The 12575-nt window shown below is 47.9% G+C and carries 7 protein-coding genes; all 7 read left to right on the top strand.

Features of this window, described 5'->3' with window-relative positions:
* Nucleotides 1–798 precede the first annotated feature (798 nt).
* The gene (locus N2K84_RS03960; protein WP_282590480.1) at nucleotides 799–3567 is read left to right on the top strand and encodes a glycoside hydrolase family 78 protein; all 2769 of its coding nucleotides are present in this window, start codon (nucleotides 799–801) and stop codon (nucleotides 3565–3567) included.
* A gap of 62 nt (nucleotides 3568–3629) precedes the next feature.
* On the top strand, nucleotides 3630–4724 hold the full coding sequence (locus N2K84_RS03955) for a sialidase family protein (RefSeq protein ID WP_282590479.1): 1095 nt from the start codon (nucleotides 3630–3632) through the stop codon (nucleotides 4722–4724).
* A gap of 45 nt (nucleotides 4725–4769) precedes the next feature.
* Nucleotides 4770–5696 (top strand): dihydrodipicolinate synthase family protein, encoded by a 927-nt coding sequence (locus N2K84_RS03950; protein WP_282590478.1) that lies wholly within the window; start codon nucleotides 4770–4772, stop codon nucleotides 5694–5696.
* Between the two features lie 57 nt (nucleotides 5697–5753).
* Nucleotides 5754–7232 (top strand): sodium:solute symporter family protein, encoded by a 1479-nt coding sequence (locus tag N2K84_RS03945; protein WP_282590477.1) that lies wholly within the window; start codon nucleotides 5754–5756, stop codon nucleotides 7230–7232.
* Between the two features lie 68 nt (nucleotides 7233–7300).
* The gene (locus tag N2K84_RS03940; RefSeq protein WP_282590476.1) at nucleotides 7301–7882 is read left to right on the top strand and encodes an RNA polymerase sigma factor; all 582 of its coding nucleotides are present in this window, start codon (nucleotides 7301–7303) and stop codon (nucleotides 7880–7882) included.
* Nucleotides 7883–7947: 65 nt separating this feature from the next.
* Nucleotides 7948–8958 carry a FecR family protein gene (locus N2K84_RS03935; protein WP_282590475.1) on the top strand — a complete coding sequence of 337 codons (1011 nt, stop codon included), beginning with the start codon at nucleotides 7948–7950 and terminating at the stop codon, nucleotides 8956–8958.
* A gap of 162 nt (nucleotides 8959–9120) precedes the next feature.
* A complete protein-coding gene (locus N2K84_RS03930) occupies nucleotides 9121–12543 on the top strand; it encodes a TonB-dependent receptor (protein WP_282590474.1) in 3423 nt (1140 codons plus the stop codon).
* Nucleotides 12544–12575: the final 32 nt, after the last annotated feature.

Raw genomic sequence — 12575 nt, 5'->3', positions numbered from 1 at the left:
TAAATAACCCCGGATCTTTTATCGGGCCTAAATTTAACGGAATTTTTCATCCGTCCGATACTTGTTGCAACGATTGTATATCCGGTTCTCCCTCCGGACATGCCCCTACCTGAACCGTATATTACAGGAGTATGCCATGTATATGCAAGTTATATACTACGTTAATAAACGCAGAATATATACAGAATATATACAGAAGAAACGCAGAAGATTAGGAGTTGGTATAACGGAAAGACGAACTTGTTCGGAAAAAGCGGTTCGTTTACGGAGATTTGTTTCGGGTTTTATCGTGAGCGTAGGCAGAGGTATGCCGTGGCCGGGAGGAAGGTAACAACCCTGAAAGGGCAGTATCACATCCTTAATGAGAAAGAATGGCTTCCAGGTTTTTAACGGTGATTTCCCCGATATCCCAATCGACTGAATGTGCTTGTTGGCGAACGAAGCGTTGTGGTTTTTCAATTTTGGGAGAGTAAGGGATGAACGAAAGTTGGAAAAACAAGCGTCGGTTATTGGGATTATGTGGTGGGCTAAAAGCTAGTCGAAAAAACATTATTGGGAGCGATGAAAGAAAAATATATGAAAACGTTTTCATAATTCTGATCTTCTTTTTACCTTGGTCCCTGATTTTAGATGAATAGATTTGCATGCTGCTTATTTAGTTGATATGCAAAATAATGGTTGGTTATTTGATGTTTGATTACTAGATTGTATGTGAAAAAGTACTTATTCCAATTTATTGGATAAGTACTTTTTGTCTGTCAGAGATGTAAACATTTTCATAAATCCTAATTTAAAACCATGAGACTACGGAGTACCTTTACGCGGTTAATTTTTTCCGGAATTTTTTTGTTTACAGTTTTATTGGGACAAGCCCAGATTGTTCCGCACGGCCTTACCTGCGAGAAGCAGACCGAACCGGTGGGTATCGATGTAACGCAGCCTCGTTTCAGTTGGCTGTTGCAAAGTCAGCAACGGGGAGTTGTGCAATCGGCCTATCGTATTGTGGTGGCTTCGAGCCCGGAAAAGCTGGCTGCCAACGAGGGCGATTGGTGGGATTCCGGTAAAGTTTTGTCCGGCCAATCGGCCAACATCGTTTATGATGGGAAGCACTTGAAAAGCCGGGAGAATGCTTATTGGAAAGTGAAAGTCTGGCAAGGCGATCAGGAAAGCGAATGGAGCGAACCCGCCCGTTTCAGCATGGGACTGCTGTATTATAAAGACTGGTCGGGACGCTGGATTGGATTTGACCGGGCATTTGAGTGGGACAGGGAAGATAAATTTGCACGTCTGTCGGCACGCTATTTCCGCAAAGAGTTTCAGGTAAGCAAGGAGGTGCAGTCGGCAAACGTATATCTATTTGGATTGGGTTTATATGAGCTGTATTTCAACGGACAAAAAATCGGCGACCAGGTGCTGGCGCCAACACCTACGGATTACACCAAAAACGTAAAATACAATGTATTTGATGTTACGGATTACCTGAAGCCAGGTGATAACGCGGTGGGTACCATACTGGGCAATGGCCGTTACTATGCCATGCGCCAGAACGAGAAACCCTATAAGATCAAAACGTTCGGTTATCCCAAAATGCTGCTTCAGCTCGAAATTACGTACACCGACGGCACAAAAGACATCCTCAAAACAGACAACAGCTGGAAGGGGACGGCCGATGGCCCGATCCGCACCAACAATGAATACGATGGCGAAGAGTACGATGCCCGCAAGGAAATGCCGGGTTGGAACATGCCCGGTTTCGACGACAGCGCTTGGATACAGGCCGAGTACGTTCAGGAACCCCGCGGGGAGTTTGAGGCCCAGTTGAACCCGAACATGAAGGTGATGCACACCCTGAAGCCGGTTTCGCTGAAGGAAATCCGTCCCGGTGTGTTTGTGCTGGATCTGGGGCAGAACATGGTGGGCTGGTTACGCATGAAGGTACGCGGGGCGGAAGGCGACCAGGTGACTCTGCGTTTTGCGGAGATCCTGGATGAGCAGGGCGAACTGGCCCGTGCCAACCTGCGCGACGCCCAGGCTACTGATGTTTATACGCTGAAAGGTGAAGGCGAAGAAGTGTGGGAACCGTCCTTCGTGTATCACGGATTTCAGTACGTGGAAATTACCGGCTATCCCGGCAAGCCTTCGCTTGAAGATTTTGAGGGGCGGGTGGTGTACGACGATATGGCTACGATCGGAACGTTTGAAACATCGAATGCCCTGATCAATCAAATCTATAAAAATGCCTGGTGGGGCATCAACGGCAACTACAAAGGCATGCCGGTTGACTGTCCGCAGCGCAACGAGCGCCAACCCTGGCTGGGCGACCGCTCCACGGGGGCTTACGGCGAAAGCTTTGTGTTCGACAATGCCCTGCACTACGCCAAGTGGCTCGACGATATTCGCAATGCCCAACGGGCCGATGGTTCCATCCCCGATGTGGCGCCGGCTTTCTGGCGTTACTACAGCAACAACATGACCTGGGCGGGAACCTACCTGATGGTGGCCGATATGCTTCACCGACAGTTTGGCGATGTCGCCTCTGTTGCGAAGCACTATCCCAACATGAAGCGCTGGCTGAAATTTATGGAAGATCGTTACATGACCGACGATTTCATCATGACCAAAGACAGTTACGGCGACTGGTGTGTGCCGCCCGCCACCATTGAGGAAGGTCGCGGAAAGAATGCCAACGTAAAATACCCCAGCCAGTTGATTTCGACCGCTTATCATTATTATTACCTGCAACTGATGCAGAAATTTGCAACGCTTACAGGGAATGAAAGCGATATTCCCGTGTTTGCTGAAATGGCCGGACAGGTGAAAGCAGCGTTTAACCGCGAGTTTTACGATGCTGAAAAGGCGTCGTACGGTACCCACGTGTTGACCGATAACCTGCTGGCATATGCTTTCGGATTGGTTCCCGAGGCCGATAAGGACAGGCTGTTTAAAACCATTACTGATATTATTGAGGTGGACAACAAAGGTCATCTGAGTACCGGTTTGATCGGTACGCAATGGCTGATGCGCACGCTTACCGAAAATGGACGTGCCGACCTGGCCTATAGACTGGCAACCAACAAAACGTACCCCAGCTGGGGCTATATGGTCGAAAACGGGGCCACTACTATCTGGGAACTGTGGAACGGAAACACCGCAGCTCCCAATATGAATTCGTACAACCACGTGATGATGCTCGGCGACCTGATCATCTGGTTCTACGAAAACCTGGCCGGGATCAAAAGCAGTGAAGAAGCGCCGGGCTTCAAAAAAATTATCATGAAACCCGAACCGGTATCCGGTCTCGACTTTGTGAAAGCCTCTTATGAAACCATACACGGGCCGATTAAAAGTCACTGGCAGAAGAAGGGAAAAACGTTCAACTGGACTATTGCAGTTCCGGCCAATACCACCGCAACGGTTTACCTTCCGGCTTCCGCCGAAAAAGATATCAAGGAAAGCGGCAAGGCGCTGGCGGCTGCTCCGGGTTTACGCTTCGTAAAAATGGAAGGCGATCGCGCCGTGCTGGAAGTTGGCTCGGGTGAGTATCATTTTAGCTCAAAACTTTTTTAACGTTCGTTTGGCGCCGGATATTTATTCTGAGAAAATATGCCCCTCTTTAAACCAATAATATTATGATGCGATTAGCGAATGTATTCCTGTTGATTTTTGTTGCCGGCTGGCAATTGTTTCTTCAGTCTTGTACGGCTGAAAGGAACTGGAAAGAAGGGATTGTCTCTTCGGAATTTATATACGAGGAAGCGCCTTTCCCCTCGTGCCATGCCGCTACGATTGCCGAAACAACCGATGGTACTTTGGTTGCTTCCTGGTTTGGAGGCACGCACGAGCGTCATCCGGATGTGTGTATTTACGTCAGCCGGCTGGTTGACGGACAGTGGTCGGAACCGGTAAATGCAGCCGATGGAGTGCAGGACGACGGAAGCCGAATGCCCACCTGGAATCCCGTGCTTTATCAGGTTCCGGATGGCGAACTTCAGTTGTATTACAAAATCGGGCCAAACCCAAGAGAATGGCAAGGATGGATGAAAACATCGCCTGACGGTGGAAAAAGCTGGTCGGAAGCCATCATGCTGCCGGAAGGTTACATGGGGCCGGTTAAAAATAAGCCGGAATTGATTGGCGAAACCTTAATTTGTCCAACCAGTACGGAGCATGAAGGCTGGAAAGTACACTTTGAGATGACCCATGATTTTGGAAAGACTTGGGAGCGCACCGGCCCGATCAACGATGGTGTTGACATTCATGCCATCCAGCCCAGCATTTTGAAACATGGCGACGGCCGGTTACAGGTGCTTTGCCGGAGTAAAAACCGTGCTGTGTTGTCGTCGTGGTCGGATGACGATGGGAAAACCTGGTCGGAAATGGAAAAAACCTCGTTGCCCAATAATAACTCGGGAACCGATGCGGTGAGCCTGACTGATGGTACCCACCTGCTGGTGTACAACCATGTACTGCCTCCCGGCGATGCCTACAAAGGAGTGCGCACACCGCTCAATGTGGCTTTAACCAAAGACGGCACAAATTGGCTGGCCGCCCTGGTATTGGAAGATGCCCCGGATTCGGAGTTTTCCTATCCGGCTATCATTCAAACAAAAGATGGACTAATACACATAGTTTATACCTGGAACCGCACAAAAATAAAACATGTGGTGGTTGATCCGGAAAAGCTGAAATTGATAAAAATGGAGAATGGAGAATGGCCGCTTTAGGCAATTTCAATTCTTTACCAATAATGGATTTTAAAATAGTAAAATATGCAACCTAATTTTTCGATGCCCCTGAGGGGAATTGTTCCGCCGTTAGTGACCCCGTTGATCGATAACGAGACGTTGGATGTGGCCGGCCTGGAACGTTTGATTGAACATGTGATAGCGGGTGGGGTCCACGGAATTTTCTTACTGGGTACCACCGGCGAGTTTGCCAGTTTAAGCTATAAGCTTCGCGAAGAGCTGATCCGCCTGAGTTGCGGTTTTGTAAAAGGACGTGTGCCCGTGATGGTGGGCATTTCGGATTCGGCTTTCGCCGAAAGTTTGAACCTGGCCAGGAAAGCTGCCCAGTATGGCGCCGATGCAGTGGTAATTACGCCGCCGTATTATTTCGAGTCGGGCCAGCCGGAACTGCTGGAATACCTGAACCGGATTATGAAAGACATGCCGCTGCCGCTTTTCATTTACAACATGCCGGTGCACACCAAGGTGATGTTTGCCCCGGAAACGGTGCGTGCTGCTGCCGAAATTCCCGGCATCATCGGGATGAAGGACAGCTCGGCCAACCTGGCCTATTTCAATCAGGTGCGCTACTTGTTGCGCGAGCGCCCCGACTTCACCTTTATGGTCGGGCCCGAAGAAATTACCGCCGAGTTTGTGTTGATGGGCGGACATGGCGGCGTGAACGGCGGGGCCAACATGTTCCCCAAACTGTATGTCGATTTGTACAAGGCCGCTGCCGCCCGCGATTTCGACACCCTGTTGCCGCTACAGCAAAAAGTGATGCAGATCAGCACTGGCATTTACAAGGTGGGCAAATTCGGGTCCAGCTACCTGAAAGGACTGAAATGCGCCTTATCGGTGATGGGAATTTGCAGCGACTTTATGGCCGAGCCGTTCCATCGCTTCAACGATCCCGAGCGCAAACGGATTGAACAGGTGCTGGAGGAGTTGAACTACCAAGAACTGCTATAGAAAACCTGACCTGCAAACCAAACCAATTATAAGCAAAATCGACTAAACGAAATAGGAATGAGTACTGTTGACAGCGTAATTTTTATCGGATATCTCCTGGGAATTGTCTTGTTTGGAAGTTCATTTTACCGGAAAAACAAATCGGCGGAAGCGTTTACCCTGGGCAACCAGCAAATACCTTCCTGGGTGATATCCCTTTCCATTTTTGCCACCTTTGTCAGCAGTATCAGTTACCTGGCGTTGCCGGGACAGGCGTATCTGACCAACTGGAATGCCTTTGCTTTCAGCTTGTCCATCCCGTTTGCCACGTTGATGGCCGTTAAGTTTTTCGTACCTCTCTACCGGTCGGTGAACAGTCCGTCGGCCTACACCTATCTGGAAAAGAGGTTTGGCCCGTGGGCCAAGGTGTATGTGTCGGTGATGTACCTGCTTACCCAGCTTATGCGGGCCGGCACTATCCTGTTTTTGCTGGCCATCATGCTCAACGCGCTGCTCGATTGGGACATTGTCACCATCATCGTGGTAACGGGCTTCAGTGTGATGCTGTATTCGTTGCTGGGCGGTATCCAGGCGGTGGTGTGGACCGATGCCATCCAAGCCATCATCCTGATTGGCGGGGCGCTGGTTTGCATGGTCACCCTGTTGGTGGATATGCCCGAGGGGCCGGGACAGCTTTTTCAGATCGCGGCTGAAAACCAGAAGTTCAGCTTGGGCGACTTTGGTACCAGTCTTACCGGATCAACCTTCTGGGTAGTGCTGATATACGGTATTTTCATCAACCTGCAAAACTATGGTATCGACCAAAACTACATTCAACGGTACATGACTTCTTCTTCTGAAAAAGAAGCCAAAAAGTCTGCCTTGTTTGGAGGCTTGCTGTATGTGCCCGTTTCGGCCATGTTCCTGTTTATCGGTACGGCGCTCTTCAGCTATTACACGGCCAATCCCGGTTTGCTTCCGGCAGGTACTCCGGCCGACAAGGTTTTCCCGGAGTTTATCGTTCACCGCCTGCCCGTTGGTCTGACCGGCTTTTTGATTGCCTCGGTTTTTGCGGCCGGCATGAGTACTATTTCTACCAGTATCAACAGTTCGGCGACGGTTATCCTGACCGACTATTTTAAACTGTCGCCCGATAATCCGGGTAGCAACCGTAAGTCGATGCGCATCCTGTACCTGGCTTCGTTCCTGATCAGCGTGTTCAGCATGGGCATCGCTATTGCCATGATTAACGTGCAAAGTGCGCTGGATGCCTGGTGGAAACTGGCGTCTATCTTCAGTGGTGGTATGCTGGGCTTGTTTTTGCTGGGATTCCTCTCGAAGATGGTGAACAATGCGGCTGCTATCGTTGGGGTGGTTGCCGGGGTGCTTGTCATTGGCTGGATGAGCCTGTCTCCAATCTTTTTCCCGGGCACGGCGCTGGAACCTTATACCAGTCCGTTTCACAGCTACTTATCCATTGTGTTTGGCACAATCGCTATTTTTATCGTTGGATTTTTCCTGAGCAGCCTGGCTTATAAAACGATAAAAAAGGGCTAGGGGAATCGATCTCTTTTTATCGTGTCTAATTTGGCTATCTTTGAACAGCACGTTAACGGCCTGACTAGTTGACTAATTTAAAGCTCCATAGCGAACCTGAACTGATCAGAAGATTGCAGCAAGGTGATCAGTTTGCCTTTGAGGTCTTGTTTTACAAGTATAAAAACAAGCTCAAGGGTTTTGTTGCCAAATTGGCTCCGCCGCAGGTTGATCCGGAAGAAATTGTGCAAAAGGTATTCATCAAAATCTGGTTGCAGAAAGAGAAACTTGATCCGGAAAAGTCGTTTTCCTCCTTCCTGTACACCATTGCCAAAAATGAGCTGATTGATCAGCTGCGTTCCTCCATCAATAAAAAAACCTATCTGATGGGAGGCGAACTTCTGGCGGATCTGAACATCAGCGATCCTGCCGGGGTGTCGTTTCAGGAAGAAATGGAGCAGACCGTCACCATGCTAATCGGTAAATTACCGGAGCGCCGCCGACAAATCTTTGAACTTAGCCGCTATCAGGGTCTCAGCTATAAACAAATAGCCAGCGAGTTGGGAATATCGGAGAATACGGTGGATACCCAAATCCGGTTGGCACTCAATTTTATCCGTCAAGAAGTCCGCAAAGTCCGGTCGATCCTGTTATTTTTTATCTCCAGGTAAATTTTTTCATTTTCCCTTCACGGAAAAGCCATTTCTTCCCGTAATTAAAGCAAAACATCAAATTTATGGTTGTCCCGGCTTTTGCATTATTGAAAAAATTTATTGCTGGTGAACATCTGACAGCTCAGGAATTGAAGCAATTGCGGGACTGGATGGTGCGCCCTGAAAATATGGTTCGTTTGGATGAATGGATGCAGGAACTCTGGATGCAGGCGCCTGAATTGGAATCTGAAGTACATTTCGAAGAGATCATCGCACAGGTTAACAGCCAATATCAGTCACGCCGCGAGGAAAAAGGTTTCTGGGAATTACCTGTGGTTAAGCACTTTCAGCGGGCAGCAGCCATCCTCATCCTGCCTGTTATCCTGGTATCGGCCTATTACTTCCTGCATGTGACGGATACTACCGATCAGTACACCGAAGCCATCGTGCCGAACGGACAGAAGTCGGAAATAGTGTTGCCCGACGGCACGCATATCTGGCTCAACTCCGGCACCCGCTTGCGTTATCCCTCCAAATACGGAAGCGGAAACCGGGATGTTTTCCTGGAAGGAGAGGCCTACTTCGAGGTGACACCGAATAAACATGCCCCGTTTGTTGTAAACACCTCCAATGTTGCGGTGAACGTTTTAGGCACCAAATTTAACGTGAAAGCCTATCCCGATGAAACAGATGTTGAAACCGCCTTGCTTTCCGGGAAGATTAATTTGTTGCTCAAGCCCGGTTCCGGCAAAAACCAGTTGATTGAAATGAAACCGGGAGAAAAAGTAAACTACAATCTGCAGCAAAAAATTACCGCTACAAATGGCTTCGAGACCGACGAAATTGTGGGCTGGAAAAATAACCGCCTGGTGTTTCGCGACGACACCTTCGACAAGCTGGTGAAGAAAATTGAGCGTTGGTACGATGTGGAAGTTCTTTACGACGAAATGCTGCTCGACAGCCAGCGCCTGACCGTTGAACTAAACGAAGGCGAAAGCATTGACCGGCTGATGGAGATTATCGATAAAGTAATGCATGTTGAATCACAGATAGTTAACCGTAAAGTAATGATCAAACCAAAAATGAAAAGTTAATAATAGAAAAAAAGAAAAACGGGTAGTTCTGCGCCAACATACACTACCCGCCATCTTACGTGTAAACAAAAGTTTAACGAAAAACTAAGCAAATTTATGAAAAAAAGTAAAATCCACCGGGATTGGGATCGATATCTCCAATTCCAAAAGTTCGCAAGAGTTATGAAACTACTTATGATCCTGGTTTTTTCGGGACTGATGACCTTCGCGTCCCAGTCTTATTCGCAGATGACAAAAGTATCTGTGGACTTGAAGCAAGCTACTATTATGGATGTATTCAGTGCGATTGAAGATCAAACTGATTATCAAATTGCTTATAACAGCAATATCCTGGATGTTTCGAAGAAAATCGACTTGAGGGTCGAAAACAAGTCAATTTCGGAAGTGTTGGACCTGGTGTTGAAAAACTCCGCTGCTCAATATGAGTTTGTAGGTCGGTACGTGGTCATTTCCGATTCTAAAGGCAGTGACTTTGATGCGCGGACCAGTCAACAAACAAGGACGATAACGGGGAGGGTGACCAATAACGAAGGCATGCCCATTCCCGGTGCAACCATTGTTGTGAAAGGAACGACGATGGGAACAATTACCGATGTTAACGGAAATTTTGAGATCAATGATGTTCGGGCAGGGGCTGTCCTGTTGGTTTCGTTTGTTGGCATGAAAACCCAGGAGATTCCTACTGACGGGCAAAATGTGGTAAACGTATCCTTGCTGGAAGAAACCATCGGACTGGATGAAGTGGTGGCTATCGGTTACGGTACGGTTCGGAAAAGTGACTTGACGGGATCGGTAGTTTCGGTTGGCGCCGACAAACTGAAAGACCGGCCCTATACCAATGCTATGCAAACGCTGGCAGGACAAGTCTCCGGTGTGCAGATCACGCAAACACAGGGAGCACCGGGATTGGCCCCTACCGTAAAAGTACGAGGCGCTTCATCCATTAATGCCGGTACAACACCTTTGTATGTTATTGATGGTATTCCGTTGGAAGATAACACCACGAACTCAACGTCAACCGGCATCAGTTCGGGCAGCAACATGGATTTTAACCGAAATCCGCTGAACTTTATCAACCCGAATGATATCGAATCAATTGAAATATTAAAGGATGCCTCTTCGGCAGCTATTTACGGTTCCCGTGGCGCCAATGGTGTCGTCATTATTACTACCAAGCAGGGAAAAGCCGGAAAAACCAAGATTGAAGCCAATTATGAGTTTGGCCTTTCGAAAGTTTTGCGGGAAACGGAGATGATGAACGCTCAGGAATGGATGGAGTTCCAAACGGCAGCCAGAAATAACTCCTGGGCTACCATTGTTGCCGCCAATCCTTCGGCTACCAGAGGGCTGAATGTTACTGTACCGGTTGAGTTTTCAGATCCGGCATGGATTGCCCGTATCGGCAATGGCACCGACTGGCAGGATGTTTTATTGAGGACAGCCTTGTCGCACAATGTGCAGGTATCAGCATCCGGTGGTAATGAAAAAACACAGTTCATGGTGTCGGCCGGTTATCTGGACTCCGAGGGTGTTGTGGATCAAAATACCTACGACCGGATTAACCTTCGTTCGAACATCCGACATAAGTTTAGCGACAGGTTCCGCCTGGGCTTAAATATGGGTTTCAGTCGCGCACAGGAAGCTCCTCACGGTACATCGGGTAAATCGGATGTGGTGAGTTTGGCTTTGCAGAGCGACCCTATTTTCCCGCTTTATGTTGAAACAGGGAGCCTTGGCTTTAAAGATCCAACTTCCATCTGGAACACATTTGTGAAATACGGCCTTCAGTTATGGCATCCCTATTCGCTAACCCGGGAAGCCGAAAAAAAGAAAGTCATGAATGTGATGACGGCCAACTCTTACCTGGAGTGGGATGTTCTGAAAGATTTGACTTTCAAGACTGCTTTGAATTCAAATATCGAAAATACCTTTTACAATTTCTATTGGAATGAAGGTCAGAACTGGGGATATTCAGGCTGGGTTCCGGCAACGGCCGATTTCATCACGCTGCAATCCTATAACTGGGTTTGGGAAAATACGCTCAACTATAACAAAACGTTTAACGACATTCACGATTTGAGTGTGCTGGCTGGTTATACCGTACAGGAGCAACGTACGGATTACAGCAACATGCGGTCGGGTAGTTTCCCCAACGATTTGGTTCATACCCTCAATGCAGGGAAAGTAAGCAGTGGTAGTACTTCAGCGCAGGATTGGTCACTGATTTCTTACCTTGCCCGTGCCAACTATTCGCTTAAGAATAAATATTTGGTCACGGCAGCTATTCGTGCTGACGGATCTTCCCGTTTTGGCGCCAACAATCGCTGGGGGTACTTCCCGTCAGGGTCTGTTGCCTGGCGTATGTCTGAAGAGGCTTTCTTGCAAGATGTTGACTGGCTGGATAATTTGAAAGTGCGCTTGAGCTATGGTGAAACCGGGAACAACCAAATTCCCAACTATGGTGCAATCGGGATATTAGGATATACACCTTACGTGAATGGCGGCACTGTAGAGCAAGGTATTTATACGAATACCTTTGCCGACAAAAACCTAAAATGGGAAAAGACCGGACAAACAAACTTTGGGGTCGATTTTAGCATTCTGGATCAACGCGTGAATTTCTCTGGCGACATTTATTATTCAAAAACAAAAGATTTGTTGCTGAATGTTCCGATCCCCATCATCACCGGGTTTGGTTCTACGCTAACAAACATTGGTGAACTGCAAAACAAAGGGTTTGAAATCAACGTGAGTACGCGCAATATCGACCGGAAGTTAAAGTGGGTGACTGATTTAAATATTTTTGCCAACCGGAACAAGGTGTTGAAACTGGGAGAAAATGATGCCCCGATCGATATTAATGAATCCAGTATGACATCGCGTACAGCCGTAGGAAAACCTATCGGGATGTATTATGGCTATGTAATCGATGGGGTGATTATGTCGCAGGCCGAATTGGACAACAATGCGTATCCGGTATGGGCAGGCAGTGAGCCGGGTGACCCACGGGTGCGTGACGTAAACAAAGACGGTAAAATTAATTCAGACGACCGGACCTATATTGGTAATTACCAGCCCGATTTTCAATGGGGGATGACCAATACGTTATCCTATGCAGGAATTGAATTGTCGGTGATGTTACGCGGATCGCACGGCGCTGAAATTCTTAACCATAACGCCCGATTCCTGAAATCAGGTGTAGGTGGCGGTAACCGGAACATGTATTCGGAGGTATCCAATTTTTGGAGGTCTGAAGCTAATCCCGGCAACGGGATGATTCCCAAACCTCGTATGCTTCCAACCACTGTGCGTGACTTTGGATCTACCTATTGGGTTGAAGACGGTTCATTTGTTCGCATCCAAAATATTCGTATTGGCTACAATTTGCCGCAAAACCTGGTTAATAAGATGAATGTAGCTGGTGTGAAGCTCTACCTGAATATGGAAAATGTGTATGTTTTCTCTGACTATTTGGGATACGATCCGGAGGGCAGTACCTATCAAACCGGTGTATTGGTGGGCTTCGACTATGGTGCCTATCCAAATCCTTTTACCGCGACAGCAGGGGTAAACATTACTTTCTAAGAATTCTAATATAACCATTAAAAAACGTAGGA

This window comes from Gaoshiqia sediminis (assembly GCF_025907915.1).
GTDB lineage: Bacteria > Bacteroidota > Bacteroidia > Bacteroidales > Prolixibacteraceae > Gaoshiqia > Gaoshiqia sediminis.
Note: the sequence above shows the minus strand (reverse complement) of the source record. Positions and strands in the feature narration are given on the sequence as shown.

What these genes read in the sequence shown, in the direction of transcription:
- N2K84_RS03960 (WP_282590480.1), top strand. Translation starts at nt 799, where the DNA reads ATGAGACTACGGAGTACCTTTACGCGGTTAATTTTTTCCGGAATTTTT.
- N2K84_RS03955 (WP_282590479.1), top strand. Translation starts at nt 3,630, where the DNA reads ATGATGCGATTAGCGAATGTATTCCTGTTGATTTTTGTTGCCGGCTGG.
- N2K84_RS03950 (WP_282590478.1), top strand. Translation starts at nt 4,770, where the DNA reads ATGCAACCTAATTTTTCGATGCCCCTGAGGGGAATTGTTCCGCCGTTA.
- N2K84_RS03945 (WP_282590477.1), top strand. Translation starts at nt 5,754, where the DNA reads ATGAGTACTGTTGACAGCGTAATTTTTATCGGATATCTCCTGGGAATT.
- N2K84_RS03935 (WP_282590475.1), top strand. Translation starts at nt 7,948, where the DNA reads ATGGTTGTCCCGGCTTTTGCATTATTGAAAAAATTTATTGCTGGTGAA.
- N2K84_RS03930 (WP_282590474.1), top strand. Translation starts at nt 9,121, where the DNA reads ATGAAACTACTTATGATCCTGGTTTTTTCGGGACTGATGACCTTCGCG.